The organism is Paenibacillus sp. GP183, assembly GCF_900104695.1.
Lineage (GTDB): Bacteria > Bacillota > Bacilli > Paenibacillales > NBRC-103111 > Paenibacillus_AI.
This window is the reverse complement of the sequence record NZ_FNSW01000001.1, coordinates 3,592,406-3,610,662: the sequence shown is the minus strand read 5'-3', so window position 1 is coordinate 3,610,662 and position 18,257 is coordinate 3,592,406. Positions and strand designations below refer to the sequence as shown.

The following is an 18,257-nucleotide window of genomic DNA, read 5'->3' as shown; positions in this document are numbered from 1 at the left end:
AGGTCATCCTAAGTTGCTGCAATCGTCGGTTTGAGATGAATCTTTAACTTGCAAACCCGCGTCTTCCTCCGTATAAACAGCCCTTGCTCCCCCGATCAGCTTCGACCGAGTGATAGCCATGGTCACATGAGCATGGCCTATGGTACGAATCGGCGGCCTGACTGGAACAGCGACTCGGCGAAGATGCATGCCAATCAGCGTGTCTCCAATATCGATCCCTGCATGCGCCTGAATAGCTTCCACTAGCACAGGCCGCTTGAAATGGCGAAACGCATACGAGGCCATTGAGCCTCCAGCCTTGGGTATCGGTATGGCAGAAACCGTCTCTAATGGATAGCGCGAGAGGATGTTCTCCTCCACGACCAGAGCCCGGTTCAAGTGCTCGCAGCATTGAAAAGCAAGAAATAATCCGAACTCGTCGGCGATCTTGAGGGCAGCTTGATAAATCGGTTCAGCTGCCTGGAGCGTACCGGAAGTTCCGATCCGATGCCCAAGCACTTCACTGGTGCTTGTGCCGATGACCAGTACCTGTCCAGCCTTAAGCCCGCCGACCCGAACCAATTCCCGCAGGTTGGTCCCTACGTCCTGTCCAACCGTTTGCATGCCTGAATCTGTCATCGATCTCACTTCTCCTTATGGATGCAGCGTGTAACGATCTTCCAGCTCTTTCATTTTCCTGATGCGGTTTTGATGGCGAGCGCCTTCGGAGAAATCTGTTTCGAGCCAGGTTTTCACAATTTCCAGCGCAATTCCGGGTCCAACCACGCGTTCACCCATGGCAAGCACATTGGAATCGTTATGTTCCCGTGTAACTTTGGCAGAGAAAAGGTCATGAACCAAGGCGCAGCGGATTCCCGGGATTTTGTTCGCAGCAATCGTCATGCCAATCCCGGTACCGCAGATCAAGATCCCACGATCAGCTTCGCCGGAAGCCACCTTCTCGCAAACCGGAAGCGCATAATCCGGATAGTCAACGGAGTCTTCACAATCACAGCCCAGATCCACAACTTCATGGCCAAGCGCTTCAATCGAGGGGATAACAGCTTCTTTTAACCGGTAACCGCCGTGATCCGCTCCAATCGCAACCTTCATAGTCCATCCGCTCCTTTTACCCACTTTTGCATCCTTATTATAACGCAAACTGCATGGAAAAACGAAAAAAGAGCAGGACACGTACAAGTACGCGTTGCTCTTTTGCCCAGGCGACCGGCCGTATAGCTCGATGCTCCATTGTGGTTTCTCCCACTTGTCGCCAGTTACATCGAGTCCTGCTTGAATAGCTTTATTTTAGCGCAATCTGCGCCGTCTGTAAAGATGAAAAGGCCTGGTTATCGGTCGCGCAAGTCACTGCTGAAGCCCTGAAGCTTGATGACCAGCTTTTTTAAATGGAGTTCAATCTCCTGAGCCGTTAACCGATATGCATCCAAAGAGCCCCCGAACGGATCTGAAATATCAAAGCTGGAAATGTGCTTATTCAGTTTGGAGAGCTGGCTTCTTTCATCATTGGAAATGGGCTGTGACAAGGCTTGCTTCAATTGCAGCTCAGCCGTCAGCGTTGTCCGTGTGTCTATTGCCTCCAGAATCGCTGGATCGTCTTCGACAAATTCCTTGAGTGTAAAAGTTTTCTCGAGCGCCTGCGGATGTCTTTGAATAACAATTCCTTTATGCGCCATGGTCATGGTCAAAATAACGTCCGCCCATTCCACATCGGGTTCGTTTAATGCACTGGAGGTCAGCTTGTCTCCGATCCCCTTTTCCTGTAATACAGCTTCGCTATTACGGGATATCGACGAGCCGTTTGCGGCCGAAACACCGGCGGAACGAACTTCCGCTTCGAGCTTCTCTCCTTGCAGCATGTGTCGCAGCATACCTTCCGCCAGCGGACTGCGGCATGTGTTTCCTGTACATACAAAAAGAATGCGTACCATTCCAGACTCCTCCTGCCCGCATAATAGCGTGTTTTGCGTACATCTCTATTTTATCACAGGAGAAATTTTAACCCAAATGCCAGCAAAATAACCCCGCCCAGCGCTTCTCCATATTCTCCTGCAAACCCGCCCATATGCCTGCCGAGTAAGAGCCCTGCAATGGAAAGCATGGCTCCAAAAGCGCCAAAAAGAAGGACAGTGGCGACAATATCCGTGGAAAACATCCCCAGCGAAACACCCACGGAGAAGGAATCAATGCTCACACTGAGCGAAAACACAAACAAACCCCAAAGCGTTCGGTGGTCAATGGAGGGGAAAGAGCCTCCGCGCAGAGAGCTGTATACCATATGAGCACCCAGAAGAACCAGAAGCAGGCCGCCCATGGCTGTAGCTACATCGCCCAGCAGAGATCCGACGTATTGACCCGTGAACATGCCCATCAAAGGCATGATGACATGAAATATTCCAATGACGAAGCTGATTTTCAGGATGTCGAGCAGACGAATCCCTTTCATCCCGATCCCGATCCCAAGGGAAAAAGCATCCATCCCCAAAGCGATGGCCATAATTAAGATCGTTAGAAATTGACCCATTACCCACGATGACGCGTGCATGTCGTACATGCCCCCCTTGTCCACGGTTTCTCTCTCAAGATATGCGGACAGCTTCAGAAACATGATTAGATACGAACGAGCTGGTTACCTGCCGCCTTGCGCAGTCTATTCATAATCGCATGGCCTATTCCTTCCTCGGGACAGGTCTCGGCCAAAATATAGCTGATGGAAGCTTCATCAAACCGGCGCAATGCGGCATACAAGCCGTGAGCGATGCTTTGCGGATAAGCCAGCTTCCCGCAGGAAATGACCAAATCGGCCTGATACAACGGCTCATATTCATCAAAAGTGAGGATACCTGTCGTTTCTCCTCTGGCTTTGGCTGCATTCAAGTCCTGCTGAATCCACAAAGCTATTTGTTCATGAGAGTTTCCTTCTATGAGCTGCATTCGGCCTTGCGGTGCATAATGGGTATATTTGATTCCAGGCGATCTTGGCCTATCCGCTTGCGAGATCATCTCATGCTGAGGTGCGTGAATTCGAGCTTGAGGCAATGCCTCCTCCAGTTGTTCTCCAGTGACGCCGCCCGGCCGAAGGATATAGATATCACCATTTTTACATTCTATGACTGTGGATTCCAAGCCGACACCTGTCTGTCCGCCATCCAACAGACCGCCAATACGGCCATCCAGATCTTCACGAACATGGGAAGCCAGAGTCGGACTCGGTTTTCCCGAGCTGTTGGCGCTAGGCGCGGCCACCGGGCATTTCGCTGCCCTCAAGAGCTGTAAGGCTACGGGATGGTCTGGAATCCGGATGCCCACGGTAGACAGACCAGCGGTCACAAGCGGTGAAAGGCGTTCTGCGACAGCAGGCAATACGATGGTTAGCGGGCCTGGCCAAAAAGTATCCATCAACCGCTGAACCATTGGGGTTACGGCCGCTGTCGAGACGAGTCCCTCCAATTGGGACGGCTCAGCGATATGGACAATTAGCGGATTATCCGAGGGACGGCCTTTGGCTGTGAAAATCAGGTTGACCGCGGCTGAATTCGTTGCATCCGCTCCTAACCCATACACCGTTTCTGTAGGAAACGCTACGGTTTGTCCATGGCGAAGAAGAGATGCCGCAGCTGCGATCATCTCTTCATTGTCGGACTTCATCTGATTGGAGGCTGCCCGCCCATCAACGGATGGGGCATGTAGTTTCCAGTAGTTTGTCACGTTCGCTCCATCCTAACTTTCCAGCTTTTATTTAAACCAGGAGACGACCTTGGCGAAAAGATCCCAGAGAAAGAACCTCACTTCAATATCGGCTGGCTTCTCTGCAGCAGAGGCATCCGCAGCGAGCTGACCAGTAGTTGATAGATTCGCTGCACCCGATGGTTTGACGGGTTGGGCAAGGCTCACGATGACCTTCTTTTGCGTTCCTGGTGCTGTTGCGCCAAGTGCGCTTTTATCTCCTGGTTTTGATGGTGCACTTGTACTTTTGGCTGCTGCGGACTCACCTGTGAAGGTGTCGACGAAGCATAGCGGCGGGAACAGCACACACCACCAGTTTTGCCCTTCACCCGAACCGATGGTAATGCGAAGTGCTTCATATTCGCCTGCAGGATACATTTCATTACCGAACATTTTGGCCGGAAACGGAACTACACCCAGCTTCACTTCGTGGCTGTAGCTGTATCCTCTGTCGCGAATTATGTCACCTACCAGAAGATCCAGTTCAGGCAAGTGCTCGGTCACAACCGATCTTGCTTGTTCAATCGTCTGGGGACCGTTCACCCAGCCCTGCATGCTCGCTACGACGGCATCCCTGATGACGCCCTTCAGCGCTTGATCTTGCACAGAATCGGAATTGGCCAATATCCGGATTCGAATCGATTCCTGCGGAATGGCGGGTGTGATTACGGCCGCTTCCATGCGATTGGACTCCCAAACGGTTATAAGAATCATAATGGCAAATGCTATGTATATATAAGGTTTAAAAGAATGATGTGCCTTCATGGTAGAGCCCCTCTCGACTTTTGTACTACCCAGTATGGTCGGAAGTCGAGAGGGCTAAACCTATGAATCTATCTTTTTTTCAGTATCGCCAGCACGTGTCTATCAATTCCTGCTAGATCCGGCACGAAGCGGATCTCCGTCCACTCAGCGATGCCGCGAAGCATCGCCGCCACGTCCTCCGCCTGCCGGATGCCGACCTCGAAGCCCACCAGGGCGGGCATTTCCGGCAGCAGCGGCAGTTGCGCGATCATACGGCGGTACAGGTCCAGCCCGTCCGGACCGCCGATCAGGGCCGTGTGCGGCTCATACAGCCGCACTTCGGGCTGCAGCGCCGGCACGTCGCCCGCCGGAATGTACGGCGGGTTCGACACGAGGATGTCGACCGGCAGCCGGCGCTCGATATACGGCTCGAGGAGGTCGCCCTCGAGCCAGGTCACCCGCGCGGCAACCGCGTTGCGCTGCGCGTTCGAGCGGGCCATCTCCAGCGCGGCCGCGGAGATGTCGCTGCTGTACACGCGCCACTGCGGGCGCGCGCGGGCGATCGTGACCGGGATGGCGCCGCTCCCGGTGCCGACGTCCGCAAGCAGCGGCGCGCCTTGCGGGAAGAGCCGCGAGCCCTCGTGGAGAATGGCCTCCACGAGAAGCTCGGTTTCCGGGCGCGGGATGAGGACCGCGCTATTCACGGCGAAAGGAAGGCCGAAGAACTCCTGCTCGCCGGTGATGTACTGCACCGGCTCGCCCGCGGCCTTCCTTTCGATCAGCTGGCGCCAGCGGTCCGCCAGCTCGAGCGGCCACGGCTCCTGCCAGCGCAGGAGCAATTCGGTCCGGCTCCAGCCGAGCAGGTGCTGGAGCAGCAGATCGGTGCAGGCAGCGCTGTCTGCCACGCCCTGCGCTGCTAAAAAAGAAGAAGCCTCTGTATAGGCTTCTCGAATCGTTAATGGCGGCTTCACATTACTGCCTCTCCTTTGTCGAGAAGGTCGGATTGCGACGCAATCGTAAGGGCCGACACAACCTCTTCCATGTCTCCATTCAGCACGGTCTCGAGACGGTGCAAGGTAAGTCCGATGCGATGGTCCGTAATCCGGCTTTGCGGGAAATTGTACGTGCGAATCCGCTCGCTGCGGTCGCCCGTTCCCACCTTGCTTTTGCGTTCTCCAGAGTACTTGGCTTCCTCTTCCTCGCGCATCTTGTCGGAGATTCGAGCCCGAAGCACCCTCAGCGCCTGCTCCTTGTTGGAGTTTTGTGATTTGCCGTCTTGGCAAGTGGCTACAATCCCTGTAGGTACGTGGGTGACGCGTACGGCCGACTTGGTCGTATTGACCGATTGGCCGCCCGCTCCACTGGAGCAAAACGTATCCACGCGAATATCAGCATCATGAATTTCGATTTCCACTTCTTCGGCTTCCGGCATGACCACAACGGTCGAAGTCGAGGTATGAATACGACCGCCTGATTCAGTAACCGGAATCCGCTGCACACGATGGGCTCCACTCTCGTATTTCAGCTTGCTGTAGGCGCCTTTGCCGGTAATCATGAAGATGATTTCCTTGAACCCGCCCAAATCATTCAGGCTGGCATCGAGAATTTCCGTTTTCCACCCTTGCGCATCCGCATATCGCGTATACATCCGATACAGATCAGAGGCGAATAAAGCCGCCTCATCTCCCCCGGCTGCGCCGCGAATTTCCACAATGACGTTCTTGTCATCGTTGGGATCCTTCGGCATCATCAGGACCTTCAGCTTTTCTTCCAAAGCGGCGTATTGCTGGGACAGCTCCTCGATTTCCATCTTGACGAGCTCGCGCATGTCGTCGTCCAGCTTTTCATTTTGCATGGCTTTTGCGGAATTCAGCTGCTCACTGATGCTTTTGAACTGCATATAAGCGTCATAAGCATCCTGTAAGTCGGATTGCTCTTTCGAATATTCCCGGAGCTTCTTGGGATCACTGGTTATTCCCGGATCACAAAGCAGCTCGCTAAGTTTATCGTAGCGGTCTGCTACGGATTGAAGTCGATCTAACATGGTATTTCACCCCTTTAGAGTTTTCTTTGGGTCTACACTTATTATTTACACATTAAAACGGAAATGCATTACGTCGCCGTCTTTGACTACATAATCCTTGCCTTCCAGACGAACCTGGCCTTTTTCCTTGGCGGCATTCATCGAGCCTGATGTCACCAGATCCTGATAAGAAACAACCTCCGCACGAATAAATCCGCGTTCAAAATCGGTGTGAATGACTCCGGCCGCTTGCGGCGCCTTTGTCCCTCTGCGGACTGTCCAGGCTCTCACTTCTTGCACGCCGGCGGTGAAATAGGTGTAAAGTCCAAGCAGCTTGTATGCGGCCTTAATTAATCTATTCAAACCGGACTCTTGAAGCCCCAGTTCTTGCAGGAACATCTCTTTTTCTTCATCTTCCAACTCGGCAATTTCCGATTCCACCTTGGCGCTGATCGGCACGACTTCGGCTCCTTCGAGAGCTGCGAATTCTTTGACCTTCTGCACATAGGAATTGTCGTCGGCCGAGGCCACTTCATCTTCACTTACATTAGCTGCATAAAGCACAGGCTTCATGGTGAGCAGATGCAAATCGCGAAGAATCAGCTTCTCATCCTCACTAAGCTCCAGACTGCGAGCCGGTTTGTCGGCATAAAGCGCCTCTTTGACGCGCTCCAGGCATTCGACTTCCGCGACAAATTTCTTGTCGCCGCCTTTGAGGTTTTTGCGGGAACGGTCTATCTTTTTCTCGACGGAATCGAGATCGGCCAAAATCAACTCCAGGTTGATCGTCTCGATATCCCCAATCGGATCGACCTTGCCGGATACGTGAGTAATATTATCATCTACAAAGCAGCGCACGACATGAACAATGGCATCCACCTCGCGAATATGAGCCAAAAATTTATTGCCCAGCCCTTCTCCCTGGCTCGCACCCTTCACCAGACCGGCAATATCGACGAATTCGAAAGCAGTAGGCACAACACTTTTGGGCACAATCATTTCTACGAGCTTATGCATTCTTTCGTCCGGCACTTCCACTACCCCTACATTCGGATCGATCGTACAGAACGGATAATTCGCGGATTCCGCGCCTGCCTGTGTGATTGCATTAAATAAAGTCGATTTCCCAACATTAGGCAATCCGACTATTCCTGCTTTTAAAGCCATTTATTGTTACATCCCCTTAATATGCATTTATCAAATACTTATAACATTATATATTAGACTCTAGTTGTTGTCACTTGAGTTGGCCCTTGAAACTATATTATACAATAAAATGGAGGATTACATGATATCAACATTTTTCCACGGGGACCAGCCTGAGCTCTGAAAATCAGGTATTTTATTCTTTTCGGTAATAATGTATAATTGTTATAATAGTTGAACATTATTACATGGAGTGAGAATAAAACGAGGATGGGGATATAGATGGAACGTAAAGTATCAAAATTCGGAAACAGCCTTGGGCTAACTATGACCGAGGCCTTAAAACAAGTCGGTCTAGACTTAGGTGATACCGTTCGAATTGATGTGCGTGAAAGTGAAGGGGAAATTGTCATAAAAAAGATTCAAAAAGTAGCTTTGCCTGCGGGAATCAGTGCTGATTTTTTGGATACTCTCGCGGAAGTTATGAGTGAGTACGATGAAACATTGAAGGGATTAAAGGATAGATAATGAATTTAATCCGCTTTCTCTCTATATCTGAGGTCATAGCCATCAACGTAGCCGTAATTCAAAGATACAGTCCAGGAGAACAAATTGGGGTCAAGTCTCAAAGCCTGTTAGAGTCAGCGGTGTTTCGTCCGCAAGACGCTTATCCATCCCTATTCGAAAAAGCTGCGGCTCTATTTGTATCCTTAGGGCAAAATCATGCATTCCATAATGCCAATAAGCGTACTGCGTTTACTGCGCTTGTTATTTTTCTAAAGTATAATGGGTTTAGTTTTAAAATGGAGCAAAAACGAGCCGAGGATCTTGCGGTTGACATGGTTGAGCATAAATTCAATTTGGCCGAGATAGCAGAAATAATTAATTCACACTCTCATCAATTGAATGAAAAAAAATAAGTCCAGGCTATTCGTTAGCCACAAACTTTTTTTCCTGAACTGCCTTTTTATGCTTATCCTCGCGCTTTTTCACGAAATACATTTCCACCTGGTTTTTTAAAATAAAGGCTCGGAGTGCGTTTGTTTTTTCTTTCGGCACTTCTATATATTCGGCTCCGTAATAAGTAATTGAATCCAGTTTTTCTTTACGCACAATTTGTGTAACGACCGACAGGGGAAAGCCCAGATCCAACTCCACTTCTAAATGAGATTCCGAATGAATGTCTACATCCAGAGTAAGAGAAAAGCCCAAGCCATTCATGCTGATGTTTTCGAGTGCGAAATCAATCGGTTCGTCAAAGCTTTGCTTTTGGTTCCGTTTAGGGTCGGACAAAGCACGAAGCACACCTTTGCTTTTCACGGATATCCGAGGAAATTCCCGCTTTTCGCTAAATCTTTTGCGATTCTCCGGAGGATTGATGACAATCAGCGAACCAAACTCTTTGGCTACCACGGTCGTTTCAAATACAAAAAGGCCGGATTTTGAATACACGGTAACTTTGGCTTTATCTCCAAGCTTGAACACATCGAATTGAGGAATTTCAATTTCAATAATGTCGCCGAACACGTAAGTCAGCACACCGGTAGAAACAAAATCTTCTTTTTCGACAACGGTCTCACAGTTAATAAGAATTCCAGTATCATTTCCTTCCTTGCTGCCGTAAAATGTAGATGCTTCTTTCGTGTACTCTTTTCCTCCAGACATTATATCCACTTCCTCTCAATCACTTATCGATAAATCAAAAAAGACCACTCCAATGGGAGCAGCCTTGTACCTTGATCAAGAAAATCAGATTTTCGGTAACCAGGCTGCCGTAGCTCCGTATGGAACTGTAGACCCTCAGTTTTGCGTCCTTATCTTTCGATAAGTTTGCCTTTGTCGAAATATGAAATTAAATGTGGGTGACATGCTCCCATGCCTAAAGGCAGGGGCTTCTCAGATCATCGGGGATCGTAACCTTTCCCCTCCTTGGAGGCTCTATCCAAGCCTAGTCTTTTTTAGGTTACGATACGTTTTTCAAAGCTAGGTTTAGTATGTTAGTCGCCGCATTTACGTCCCGATCTGCAACGTATCCGCAAGAACATTGATGCGTTCGTTCGGATAGTGTTTTTTTGACGATTTCACCACAGTTGGAGCATTGTTGAGATGTGTTGTATGGATTCACTTGCACTACTTGACGACCGGCACTTTCAGCCTTGTACATCACGAATTGTACGAGTTGCTGCCATCCTGCATCGACAATGCTTTTTGCAAGATGATGGTTCTTAACCAACCCTAATATGTTTAAATCTTCAAAAGCAATCAATTGGTACTGGTTTACGAGTTTACGAGAAACCTTGTGCGCATGATCTTTTCGCTGATTGGCTACATGCTCATGCAATTTCGCCAATTGATGTACAGCTTTGCTTCTACGTTTCGAACCTTTTTTCTTTTTGGATACGGCACGTTGTAGATGTTTCAATCGTTGTTCACTTAGACGAAGATATTTGGGTGATTCTATTAGTTCTCCTTCAGATGGTATTGCAAGGTGTTTGAGTCCTAAGTCTATACCAACCTTCATGTTTCTTATAGGCAAAGGTTTGGCTTCAACTTCACACGAAAAACAAGCATAGTATTTTCCGTTTTTGACAAGGATGGAACAGGTTTTCATCTTGCCTTGCAGTTCTCGATGTAGTTTTATTTTCACTTCACCGATCTTGGATAGCTTTATTTTATTGCCATGGATTGTGTACCCGCCTTGCGGATAGGTAAACGAATCGTACCTCGATTGTGGTTTGAAACGTGGGAACCCTGGAGTCTTGGCTTGCTTCACTCGTCTAAAAAATGCTTGATACGCCTTATCCAATCGTTTCGCAACATCCTGTAACACTTGCGAATGCACTTGCTTTAATGCCGGAATGTGTTGTTTACGCTCGTTGAACGTGTTTGCTTGATCGTAGTAGTTCGGTGTTTTCCCTTCTTGTTTGTAGCCAAGAATACGTTCCTCTAGTAACCGGTTATACAACAAACGGCAGCGTTCAAGAGTAAATTGTATCTTCTGTTTTTGCTCTTTTGTTGGGTATATTCGGTATTTGTAGGCAACAAGCAATACTATTCACCTCGTACTTTTTGGCTTTCAATATATTTTTTGATTACATCCAGTTGAACTGTACCTACGGTTGCAACAAAATACGAGTTTGTCCATAGGGAAGGGAGTCTACTTTTTAGATGGCTAAACTCTAGTCTTAGCACTCTTGACGTGTACCCTTTCAAATGTTTCACTACTTTGTGGATTCCAAACTGTGGATCGCATTTGATGACCAAATGAACATGATCGGGCATAATTTCCATTTCAACGATTTCTGTGTTTAACGCTTTAGACTTCTCTAAAAACAAACCTTTTTAGCCTTGTATCATTTGAGTACCTTTTTTCGATACTTAGGACAAAAAACAACATGATATTTACATTCAAAAACGATATTATGATTACTTTCTGCTTTTCTATTCAATGTCATCACCTACAGTAAATTGTACCACAAATAGTTAGTTTAATGTAGTTTATCTAACATGTTTTAAAGAGAATTTAAGAATTTTGCTCTTAACATCCCTAAAGGTATACAGAGCAAAGTGCCTTATATCCCCATGGCTAAAGCAAGGGGTTTTACGGCGAATTTGATAAATGAGGCAAATTCTCCACAGTATTCTTAGTATACTTACTTATCCTGTGAATATCAACGAATTTATCATTGGATTCGGGAGAGTTAGGCGAGAATTCTTGCTTTCCCACATATAGATACCCTACAATGGTTAACATATATCCCCATAATAATTAGTTATCCACAGGGTTGTCAACAACTTGTTAACAACGAATACATGTTCGAGTGGAGCCTTGTTGATAACTATGAAAAAGGAGCACGGTGATCGATTGTGGATGAACATACCCGCTGGATGAAGGCCGCTATTGAAGAAGCCCATAAAGCAGAGGCTTTGACAGAGGTGCCTATCGGGGCCGTCGTGGTTCAGTATGGACAAATCATTGGCCGCGGCTATAATTTGCGTGAAACTTCTCTTGATCCCACCGCACACGCGGAAATGATTGCGATTCGGCAAGCCAGCGAACATTTACAGGCATGGCGGTTGTTGGATTGCCAGCTGTATGTAACCTTGGAGCCATGCCCCATGTGCGCTGGTGCTATTGTTCAAGCCCGAATTGCCCAAGTGATCTATGGCACTTCGGATCCGAAGGCTGGCTGCGCTGGAACTTTAATGAATCTATTGCAGGAAGAGCGCTTCAATCATCGTGCTGCCGTTATTGCCAATGTCCTCCAGGAGGAATGTGCCGCTTTATTAACCGATTTTTTCCGCAATCTGCGCAATAAATCATAAGCTATTCAGGATTCTCCTTTACTGGGTGGCTGCGGCCCCATAATAATCGAAGTCCGCCGCCAATGAACAGCGTGGTAACGATAAAGATTTGCAGATAGCTGTTAAGCCAGTAAGATATACGCAGGTCCGGGTAAGCTTCTTCCAAAAGCCTCAGCAGCATCCGGTCAAATAAGATGGTGCAGCACAGCGTAGACTATCCGGTACAGATGGGAATAGTAGCGATCAATGATGACGCGGAAATCATCGGTGTGTCCGGCCAAAATTTGTTTTATTACCGCTTCGTCTTGTATGCTTCTCTCCCCCTTTCCCACCTATTAGACGCTGCTGATCACAGAAACCCCTGCACTTGGGTGTAATATTTTTTTTACTGTGTTATAATATTTATTGCTGGCCTCGTAGCTCAGTGGATAGAGCAAACGTTTCCTAAACGTTAGGTCGGATGTTCGAGTCATCTCGAGGCCGCCATTTTCCATCTTACTCCATAAAAGTAATAAAGCCAGTGCTGGATTTACATCCGCTCTGGCTTTTTTCATGATTCTTTATTCGATTCCATAAAACTCATTTGCATCTCTTAACAATTTTTTACCTTCAATCGCAACGTGATCATTGGAGAATCCCGTGATTTTACCCGCAAAGATTTTTAATCCGCGCTGCCTGGCCTCAACGATTGTGCCTTTGTTCTTGGCATATTCAATCTCAAAGTCTTCTTTTAACAGAGTTTCATTTTCCATATGGCCATCCTCCTTTGAAGGTGCTCTGGTATTATAGCACATCTCTTGGAGTATACAAATTGTGCTCCTAAATTTAAGCGCGGTTTAACTCCAATAAAGACGGATAAATAACAGCATCAGCAGGACTCCCGAAGCTGTTGCAATCATGTAACCATCCTGTCGATTTAATTTCATTTTGAGAGCTTGAGTCGGATTCCAACCCTCGCGACCGACTCCCCTGGACATTAATATGATGGACCACAACTCACCCAGGCGAAGCAGCGATATAAGGAAGGGCATAGCCGTCCGATATATTCGGCGAATGGGGACTCGTCCCGGGCGCACCGGGTATTTGCCGCGGGCTGCGGAGATCCGGGCGAATCGGTGCCACTCATCCACCACCGTCGGCAAAAAGCGGACCATCAGCGAGGCTACGAGAGCGAATTGATGGACCGGAAATCGTAGACGCTGCAGCCCATGCAGGCGCTGCTCCAGCGCCCGTTTTAGCCGAAGGTGGCCGATTCCGGACAGAAGGACAAATCCGATCAACATCACCATGATCAATAGGCCGAATCGGAAGAAGGTTGCCAAAGCCGGATCAAAGGAAAAACCAAGTCCAACCGAGCTATCGTAAGTAATCCCTGAAATGATAGCAGCAATCATAGTAAATACAAAAAATGCTGAAGCCGGCTTGGACCAAATGCGGTATGGTACATGGCTGTAACCAATCACTCCCAGGGTAACAATAACTCCGGCTAACCAGCCGATCCAATGGGATTGAAGCAGGATACCTGTAGAAACCCCTATATAGGAAAGCCAAACAGCTAGCGGATCCCTCTTTATAAAGCGGGGAACACACTTGGTTAACGCGATTTCCTCCGATGGTTCCGCTGCCGATGAATCTACTGCTTCTAGTAATGTCTCCTCTCTATTAACAATCCCGATCGGACCCGTACTCAGCCCGCGAGCTATTGCTGCTGCTGCTTCGCGGGCATCTACCCAACCATCGGGCACCGGAAAGCCCGACTGCCGGAGCATACGGAGCGTCTCGAGCCGCTCCGAAAGGGCTAGGCCTGCATCCTCAAGCACACGAGGATACATAGCCATTTCCGCTGGCGTGCCGTTCCAGGCGATGCGGCCCTCGTGCAAGATGAGCACGCGATCGGCGGCGGGCAGCAAGCTCTCAAAATCGTGGGTCACCACGATGGCTCCCTTGCCGCTTTGCTTCCACTCCTTAAGCCGGCTGCACAACAGTGAGATCCCTTCGTGATCCACTCCAGCCGTCGGCTCATCAAGCAGCAGCCATGCCGGCTGCGCTGCTTGCAGGAGAGAGAGAAGAAGGCGGCGTTTCTCGCCTCCGCTCAAGGTGTAAGGATCACGTGCCTGCCAGGATTTCATATCTTCACTGGACATTGGCTGCAAGCTCTCCATCCTGGCTGCGCGTTCTCCTGAGGTCAGCTTATACGGCTCCAGCGTATATAACAATTCTTCTCTAACAGTACGCGCGAACAATTGATGCTCGGGATGCTGGAAAGCGGTCCCCAGAAGCAGCAAAGCGCGCCGGTTCAAGGTTCTCTTCCTCGAACTGGACTTCAACCAAAGCGGTTCGCTCCCCACCTCGATAGTGCCGGCGGCAGGCTCACGAACCCCCGACAAGGTCTCCAGCAGCAACGTCTTGCCTGTTCCGCTGCGGCCTACTACAAGTGTTACGGTACCTGCTTGGAACTTGTGGTTGAGGTCGATCAAAATCGGTATCCCCTCCACGGCTACAGTCAACCCGATTACGTTCAAATTATCCTGCACGACCGCGTACCGCCTCTGCCAATTCAATGGCTGTAATCGGCAGGGAGGAAAGCGTGATGCCCGATTGGATTAGCTCCTTGGCGATCAGGACCGGGAAAGGCAGCTCGAATCCCAATTTTTCACAAAGTGAGCCATAGAAAAACGAAGTCAGGGAGCCATCAAAAACAATCTGTCCCTGATCAAGAGCAACAACCCGCTCACCTGCCGACAGCTCTTCCATATGATGCGTCATCCAAATCACCGTCGCGCCCTTGTTGTGTAAATTTTTGGCCGCTTCCAGCACGAGATGACGAGATGTGGAATCAAGCATCGAGGCTGCTTCATCGAACAGCAGCAATGGAGCATTAGCCGCCAAACATCCTGCCATTGCAGCAAGCTGCTTTTGTCCCCCCGATAATTCGGAAATGGGCCTATGCCTTTCTGCCGATAACCCAACCCGTGCCAAGGCATGAACAGAAGTGGCAGCTATCTGGTCTGGATCGAAGCCGCGAACCTCCAGCAGAAACACGATGTCTTCCCAAGGCGTCTCTCCAAACAGTTGGCCTTCCTGCTGCATAACGTAGGGAATTGGATCCAACCCTGCAAAACCGTGCTCCACTTCCCCTTCGTTTACAGGTAAAATGCCAGTCAGCACTTGAGCCAATGTGGACTTCCCACTGCCATTTCGGCCGATGATGCTCACCCATTCACCTTGAGTAATGCGCAGGTTAATTCCTTTCAGCAGAGCCACATGTTCATCGCTGTTAGAAGCATATACATAAACATCTTTACATATAAGATCTTGCTGGTTGATCATACTATTTCACCCATACCTCTTCCAAAAGATAGACCATCTATGCTAATATTCATATTGTTAACCAATAATCATAATTTAAGGTTAACAAATGAAAGGGGCAGAATCAATGCAAACATCATCCTGGAATGTTCGAGGTCTCGTATTTAGCGCTTTATTCGCCGCACTCTTTATTTTATTCAGCTTGATCACAATTACACCCGGCTTATTCCCTGTTCCATTTACTCTCCAAAGCTTCGCTTTGATGCTTACAGGGGGCCTGCTTGGCGCCCGTTATGGATTTTACAGCATTTTCGTCGTGGTTGCACTAACTGCTCTCGGGTTACCGCTATTGCATGGGCAAGGTGGGCTGTCTCTCATCTTGGGCAAATCTGGCGGCTTCATCTGGATGTTCCCCGTTGCGGCATTCGCTATCGGCTGGATGTCGGATCGGATCAAGGGTAAAGGGCCTGTCTCCTACATACTGCTCTTCGTAACTATGGAGCTATTCGGATCTCTGCTGTTATATGTCACTGGCGTTCCTTGGCTAGCCCATGCAGCTGGCTTCTCTATTTCCAAAGCTTGGATGCTGGGTGGATATCCATTTTTGCTGCCAGACATGGTTAAAGCTATAGCTGCGGCCGGTGTCGTCCTCAGTTTGCGTCAATTTGTCCCGAAGTTAGCACATTCACGGCTTGCCCGATAAACCAACTTACATGATAAACTCTCACTTCAATGCGTGGGAGTTTTTTCATATTCGGAAGAGGAAGGTTTTTCACATATTCTTGTCGAAGTTTAATTGTTATGTCAGGCCTGGAGGTATTCCCATCATGCATGTAGATAGTTTGGCCAAACCTGTCAACTTTCGAATTCCGCTGTTTTGTGCGGTTACCCTGCTTTTCTGGATGTCTATGTACACCAGCGTTCCCATTATGGCTCCCTATGTCGAGTCTTTGGGAGGTTCTCATCAGCTTGCCGGTTGGATCGTAGGGATGTACGGCATTTCACAAATGCTTTTAAGAATTCCGGTCGGTATCATGTCAGATCGTTTTCATAAAAGAAAGCTTTTCATTACATTCGGCTTATTTTTTACAGGTCTATGCGGCTTAGGACTTTGGTACACGAATGATTTCACGTGGATATTAATTTTGCGTGCACTCGCTGGTGCGGCTGCGGCTACGTGGGTGGATTTTACCGTTTTATTCACGAGCTACTTTAAGCATGAGGAATCAACCAAAGCCATCGGCATGATCAGCTTTTATAATTCGATTGGACAGATGTTCGGCATCATGATGGCGGGTTGGATAGCCGATTCGAGGGGCTGGGAAGCCTCCTTTTTGCTGGGAGCGGGGATAGGCGTTGTAGGGCTGTTAGGCTCTTTGTTTCTTGTTGAAAAAGTGGAGATGAATGCTCCCAAAATCACCTTGCGCGGCGTCGTGGAGGTAGCGGGGAATCGGATGCTGCTCATGGTATCCTTGCTGGCGATCCTTTCGCAGGTGATTGTGTTTGCCACCGTTTTTGGTTTCACCCCTGTTTATGCCGAGCAGCTCGGTGCAAGTAAGCTCGACATGGCCCTCCTCACCTTCATCTCAAGCCTGCCGGTAGCTCTGGCTTCACTGTTTGGCAGCGGTCTATGGTCAGCCAGGTTCGGTGAGAAACGTGTCGCTGTGTTTGGCTTTGTGCTGATGGGCGTGTTTACGATCACCATACCTTTTACCCATACTTTATGGGTGCTTATGCTGACTCAAGCCATCGCCGGATTCGGAAGAGGATTATCTTTCCCCGTCCTTATGGGTCTGAGCATCAAATATATGACTGCGGAAAAGCGAGCGACAGCGATGGGCTTTTTTCAAGCTATCTATGGTCTGGGAATGTTCATTGGTCCTGTGCTGATGGGGGTCGTCGGTGATTGGTTTCAACTGAGTCAGGGCTTTTTGGTCCTCGGTATACTAGGCTGCCTGACTGCTGTCCTTTCCCAGTGGCTTATAAAATCGGAAAATAAAATAAAAAAGAACCCCGAAGGATTCTTTTTTGCCGATGACGTATGATACTTACTTATCTTGTTAGTGTACATGTTTTAAGTGTACGTTCTTACTTTCGGTAAATCTGCTTCTAATACACATAAAGTGTCTTTGGCACATCTCCTCCAGCCTGATTAACAAGTTAGAAAGAATTCATCTTAGCGGTTGTTTCGCGGAGCTTTTCCAACGGAACCACACCTCTTTCGTTCATCGACAAAACATAGTATAACCTGATTATAGATTTATTATTAAAAGCCTTCACCGTGATTTTGACGAGAATGCTGACGGTTTTTAACTTTCTTGGATCCGGAGAGAGGTTCCACGGGTTTGTCGTTGTGCTCTCCCTGCCCATTATTATTCGGCTTACCTAAACTCACAGGTTGTGCTTTGGGCTTGGACATGGATAAATCTCCTTTCAATCAAAATGGTACATCATCCTTATTCCTCATCATGGTTTAGAGCATCTTGGTGCCTGTGATCATTTGTTTGCTGCTGTACTTGCTGAGCTTGTTGATCCGTCACAACCGTTTTATTGAAATCTTTGACCACATTTTGCAAATTCTTGTCTCTGCTTTTTTGCTCCGTCATCGCTTTCTTCTCCTCTTTTAGGCATGGGTAACTTCCTTAAGAGCTTGAGTGCACTCATGAATATGCCTGACATAATCATTGATCAGCGATTGCACGATTTCCGTCCGTTCATCCATATGAGTCTGACCTTGCTCGACATCGACCAGCTCCACCTTCACTTCCCGCGAATCTACATAAGTAACTTTAAAATCAAATGTATACCCGCTATGCCCGGCTGTTGTAATATGGACACGCAGCGCTTGCGGGTTACTTTCATCTGCCCAAATGCGGGCCTGATCCTCTTGTTCCAATGTATTCGGCAACGCCGATTTCCACTCCTCCACCAATCGGGCTTGGTCAATAACAGGCCTATCCAGCTTGCTCATCATACCACCTCCACATGTATAAAGTGCGAAAGCCCT

At 48.5% G+C, this 18,257-nt stretch carries 23 protein-coding genes, 1 tRNA gene, 1 pseudogene and 2 riboswitches; of the genes and pseudogenes, 6 read left to right on the top strand and 19 right to left on the bottom strand.

What is annotated here, in order from left to right:
* Positions 1-3: 3 nt before the first annotated feature.
* The 9 genes from BLV33_RS17810 to ychF all read right to left on the bottom strand — a co-directional run bounded on the left by BLV33_RS17810 (position 4) and on the right by ychF (position 7,657).
* Complete coding sequence (locus tag BLV33_RS17810) at positions 4-618, bottom strand: TIGR01440 family protein (protein ID WP_090794600.1); 615 nt, start codon at positions 616-618, stop codon at positions 4-6.
* A gap of 15 nt (positions 619-633) precedes the next feature.
* Positions 634-1,092, bottom strand: coding sequence for a ribose 5-phosphate isomerase B (gene rpiB, locus BLV33_RS17805; protein ID WP_090794599.1), 459 nt, complete (start codon positions 1,090-1,092; stop codon positions 634-636).
* Positions 1,093-1,189: 97 nt separating this feature from the next.
* A riboswitch (ZMP/ZTP riboswitch) is annotated at positions 1,190-1,270 on the bottom strand.
* A gap of 58 nt (positions 1,271-1,328) precedes the next feature.
* A complete protein-coding gene (locus tag BLV33_RS17800; RefSeq protein ID WP_090794598.1) occupies positions 1,329-1,928 on the bottom strand; it encodes a low molecular weight protein arginine phosphatase in 600 nt (199 codons plus the stop codon).
* A 53-nt stretch (positions 1,929-1,981) separates the two neighbouring features.
* Positions 1,982-2,542: a manganese efflux pump MntP gene (locus tag BLV33_RS17795; protein WP_090799025.1), complete on the bottom strand. Its 561-nt coding sequence runs from the start codon at positions 2,540-2,542 to the stop codon at positions 1,982-1,984.
* A gap of 65 nt (positions 2,543-2,607) precedes the next feature.
* Complete coding sequence (locus BLV33_RS17790; protein WP_366414824.1) at positions 2,608-3,705, bottom strand: L-threonylcarbamoyladenylate synthase; 1,098 nt, start codon at positions 3,703-3,705, stop codon at positions 2,608-2,610.
* Positions 3,706-3,732: 27 nt separating this feature from the next.
* Positions 3,733-4,488, bottom strand: a complete 756-nt coding sequence (gene spoIIR, locus BLV33_RS17785; RefSeq protein ID WP_090794597.1) for a stage II sporulation protein R — start codon at positions 4,486-4,488, stop codon at positions 3,733-3,735.
* A gap of 68 nt (positions 4,489-4,556) precedes the next feature.
* On the bottom strand, positions 4,557-5,438 hold the full coding sequence (prmC, locus tag BLV33_RS17780) for a peptide chain release factor N(5)-glutamine methyltransferase (RefSeq protein ID WP_090794596.1): 882 nt from the start codon (positions 5,436-5,438) through the stop codon (positions 4,557-4,559).
* Positions 5,435-6,511 (bottom strand): peptide chain release factor 1, encoded by a 1,077-nt coding sequence (prfA, locus tag BLV33_RS17775; protein WP_090794595.1) that lies wholly within the window; start codon positions 6,509-6,511, stop codon positions 5,435-5,437. The genes prmC and prfA overlap by 4 nt, the downstream gene beginning before the upstream one ends.
* 45 nt (positions 6,512-6,556) lie before the next feature.
* Positions 6,557-7,657, bottom strand: a complete 1,101-nt coding sequence (ychF, locus tag BLV33_RS17770) for a redox-regulated ATPase YchF (protein ID WP_090794594.1) — start codon at positions 7,655-7,657, stop codon at positions 6,557-6,559.
* 261 nt (positions 7,658-7,918) lie between these two features.
* On the opposite strand from ychF, the gene BLV33_RS17765 reads away from it, so the two are divergent.
* Together BLV33_RS17765 and BLV33_RS17760 are read left to right on the top strand one after the other, a co-directional pair.
* Positions 7,919-8,164 carry an AbrB/MazE/SpoVT family DNA-binding domain-containing protein gene (locus BLV33_RS17765; protein WP_090794593.1) on the top strand — a complete coding sequence of 82 codons (246 nt, stop codon included), beginning with the start codon at positions 7,919-7,921 and terminating at the stop codon, positions 8,162-8,164.
* Positions 8,164-8,556, top strand: coding sequence for a type II toxin-antitoxin system death-on-curing family toxin (locus tag BLV33_RS17760; protein ID WP_090794592.1), 393 nt, complete (start codon positions 8,164-8,166; stop codon positions 8,554-8,556). The genes BLV33_RS17765 and BLV33_RS17760 overlap by 1 nt, the downstream gene beginning before the upstream one ends.
* Positions 8,557-8,563: 7 nt before the next feature.
* Here the strand turns inward: BLV33_RS17760 and BLV33_RS17755 are convergent, their stop codons facing one another.
* The 3 genes and pseudogenes from BLV33_RS17755 to tnpA form a co-directional block, all read right to left on the bottom strand.
* Positions 8,564-9,301 carry a PilZ domain-containing protein gene (locus BLV33_RS17755; RefSeq protein WP_090794591.1) on the bottom strand — a complete coding sequence of 246 codons (738 nt, stop codon included), beginning with the start codon at positions 9,299-9,301 and terminating at the stop codon, positions 8,564-8,566.
* Between the two features lie 91 nt (positions 9,302-9,392).
* A riboswitch (cyclic di-GMP riboswitch) is annotated at positions 9,393-9,481 on the bottom strand.
* 118 nt (positions 9,482-9,599) lie between these two features.
* A complete protein-coding gene (locus BLV33_RS17750; RefSeq protein ID WP_090794590.1) occupies positions 9,600-10,685 on the bottom strand; it encodes an RNA-guided endonuclease InsQ/TnpB family protein in 1,086 nt (361 codons plus the stop codon).
* A gap of 2 nt (positions 10,686-10,687) precedes the next feature.
* Positions 10,688-11,091 (bottom strand): annotated as a pseudogene (tnpA, locus tag BLV33_RS17745) (IS200/IS605 family transposase).
* Positions 11,092-11,500: 409 nt separating this feature from the next.
* Here tnpA and tadA point away from each other — a divergent pair.
* Entirely contained in the window at positions 11,501-11,962 is a 462-nt protein-coding gene (gene tadA / locus BLV33_RS17740) for a tRNA adenosine(34) deaminase TadA (RefSeq protein ID WP_090794589.1), read from the top strand.
* Between the two features lies 1 nt (position 11,963).
* Here tadA and BLV33_RS29395 read toward each other — a convergent pair whose 3' ends face one another.
* Positions 11,964-12,107 (bottom strand): hypothetical protein, encoded by a 144-nt coding sequence (locus tag BLV33_RS29395; protein ID WP_171909195.1) that lies wholly within the window; start codon positions 12,105-12,107, stop codon positions 11,964-11,966.
* A gap of 244 nt (positions 12,108-12,351) precedes the next feature.
* Here BLV33_RS29395 and BLV33_RS17735 point away from each other — a divergent pair.
* Positions 12,352-12,427: transfer RNA gene (locus BLV33_RS17735), tRNA-Arg, on the top strand.
* Positions 12,428-12,501: 74 nt separating this feature from the next.
* Here the strand turns inward: BLV33_RS17735 and BLV33_RS17730 are convergent.
* The 3 genes from BLV33_RS17730 to BLV33_RS17720 all read right to left on the bottom strand — a co-directional run bounded on the left by BLV33_RS17730 (position 12,502) and on the right by BLV33_RS17720 (position 15,271).
* Positions 12,502-12,693, bottom strand: a complete 192-nt coding sequence (locus BLV33_RS17730) for a hypothetical protein (protein WP_090794588.1) — start codon at positions 12,691-12,693, stop codon at positions 12,502-12,504.
* An 84-nt stretch (positions 12,694-12,777) separates the two neighbouring features.
* Positions 12,778-14,475 carry an ATP-binding cassette domain-containing protein gene (locus BLV33_RS17725; RefSeq protein WP_171909194.1) on the bottom strand — a complete coding sequence of 566 codons (1,698 nt, stop codon included), beginning with the start codon at positions 14,473-14,475 and terminating at the stop codon, positions 12,778-12,780.
* The gene (locus BLV33_RS17720) at positions 14,465-15,271 is read right to left on the bottom strand and encodes an ATP-binding cassette domain-containing protein (RefSeq protein WP_090794586.1); all 807 of its coding nucleotides are present in this window, start codon (positions 15,269-15,271) and stop codon (positions 14,465-14,467) included. The genes BLV33_RS17725 and BLV33_RS17720 overlap by 11 nt, the downstream gene beginning before the upstream one ends.
* Positions 15,272-15,377: 106 nt before the next feature.
* Between BLV33_RS17720 and BLV33_RS17715 the strand changes: the two genes are divergently transcribed.
* Positions 15,378-15,953 (top strand): biotin transporter BioY, encoded by a 576-nt coding sequence (locus BLV33_RS17715; RefSeq protein WP_090794585.1) that lies wholly within the window; start codon positions 15,378-15,380, stop codon positions 15,951-15,953.
* A 124-nt stretch (positions 15,954-16,077) separates the two neighbouring features.
* Positions 16,078-17,295 carry an MFS transporter gene (locus BLV33_RS17710; RefSeq protein ID WP_171909193.1) on the top strand — a complete coding sequence of 406 codons (1,218 nt, stop codon included), beginning with the start codon at positions 16,078-16,080 and terminating at the stop codon, positions 17,293-17,295.
* Positions 17,296-17,516: 221 nt separating this feature from the next.
* Here the strand turns inward: BLV33_RS17710 and BLV33_RS17705 are convergent, their stop codons facing one another.
* The 3 genes from BLV33_RS17705 to BLV33_RS17700 are packed head-to-tail and all read right to left on the bottom strand — an operon-like array spanning position 17,517 to position 18,221.
* Entirely contained in the window at positions 17,517-17,669 is a 153-nt protein-coding gene (locus BLV33_RS17705; RefSeq protein WP_090794581.1) for a small acid-soluble spore protein P, read from the bottom strand.
* A gap of 37 nt (positions 17,670-17,706) precedes the next feature.
* The gene (locus BLV33_RS29390) at positions 17,707-17,856 is read right to left on the bottom strand and encodes a hypothetical protein (protein ID WP_171909192.1); all 150 of its coding nucleotides are present in this window, start codon (positions 17,854-17,856) and stop codon (positions 17,707-17,709) included.
* Between the two features lie 17 nt (positions 17,857-17,873).
* The gene (locus BLV33_RS17700) at positions 17,874-18,221 is read right to left on the bottom strand and encodes a hypothetical protein (protein WP_253187099.1); all 348 of its coding nucleotides are present in this window, start codon (positions 18,219-18,221) and stop codon (positions 17,874-17,876) included.
* Positions 18,222-18,257 lie beyond the last annotated feature (36 nt).

What these genes read in the sequence shown, in the direction of transcription:
- BLV33_RS17705 (WP_090794581.1), bottom strand. Translation starts at nt 17,669, where the DNA reads ATGTCCAAGCCCAAAGCACAACCTGTGAGTTTAGGTAAGCCGAATAAT.
- BLV33_RS17730 (WP_090794588.1), bottom strand. Translation starts at nt 12,693, where the DNA reads ATGGAAAATGAAACTCTGTTAAAAGAAGACTTTGAGATTGAATATGCC.
- BLV33_RS17700 (WP_253187099.1), bottom strand. Translation starts at nt 18,221, where the DNA reads ATGAGCAAGCTGGATAGGCCTGTTATTGACCAAGCCCGATTGGTGGAG.
- ychF (WP_090794594.1), bottom strand. Translation starts at nt 7,657, where the DNA reads ATGGCTTTAAAAGCAGGAATAGTCGGATTGCCTAATGTTGGGAAATCG.
- BLV33_RS17810 (WP_090794600.1), bottom strand. Translation starts at nt 618, where the DNA reads ATGACAGATTCAGGCATGCAAACGGTTGGACAGGACGTAGGGACCAAC.
- BLV33_RS17710 (WP_171909193.1), top strand. Translation starts at nt 16,078, where the DNA reads ATGCATGTAGATAGTTTGGCCAAACCTGTCAACTTTCGAATTCCGCTG.
- BLV33_RS17800 (WP_090794598.1), bottom strand. Translation starts at nt 1,928, where the DNA reads ATGGTACGCATTCTTTTTGTATGTACAGGAAACACATGCCGCAGTCCG.
- BLV33_RS17760 (WP_090794592.1), top strand. Translation starts at nt 8,164, where the DNA reads ATGAATTTAATCCGCTTTCTCTCTATATCTGAGGTCATAGCCATCAAC.
- BLV33_RS17795 (WP_090799025.1), bottom strand. Translation starts at nt 2,542, where the DNA reads ATGCACGCGTCATCGTGGGTAATGGGTCAATTTCTAACGATCTTAATT.
- BLV33_RS17720 (WP_090794586.1), bottom strand. Translation starts at nt 15,271, where the DNA reads ATGATCAACCAGCAAGATCTTATATGTAAAGATGTTTATGTATATGCT.
- rpiB (WP_090794599.1), bottom strand. Translation starts at nt 1,092, where the DNA reads ATGAAGGTTGCGATTGGAGCGGATCACGGCGGTTACCGGTTAAAAGAA.
- BLV33_RS17715 (WP_090794585.1), top strand. Translation starts at nt 15,378, where the DNA reads ATGCAAACATCATCCTGGAATGTTCGAGGTCTCGTATTTAGCGCTTTA.
- BLV33_RS17755 (WP_090794591.1), bottom strand. Translation starts at nt 9,301, where the DNA reads ATGTCTGGAGGAAAAGAGTACACGAAAGAAGCATCTACATTTTACGGC.
- prfA (WP_090794595.1), bottom strand. Translation starts at nt 6,511, where the DNA reads ATGTTAGATCGACTTCAATCCGTAGCAGACCGCTACGATAAACTTAGC.
- spoIIR (WP_090794597.1), bottom strand. Translation starts at nt 4,488, where the DNA reads ATGAAGGCACATCATTCTTTTAAACCTTATATATACATAGCATTTGCC.
- BLV33_RS29390 (WP_171909192.1), bottom strand. Translation starts at nt 17,856, where the DNA reads ATGACGGAGCAAAAAAGCAGAGACAAGAATTTGCAAAATGTGGTCAAA.
- BLV33_RS17765 (WP_090794593.1), top strand. Translation starts at nt 7,919, where the DNA reads ATGGAACGTAAAGTATCAAAATTCGGAAACAGCCTTGGGCTAACTATG.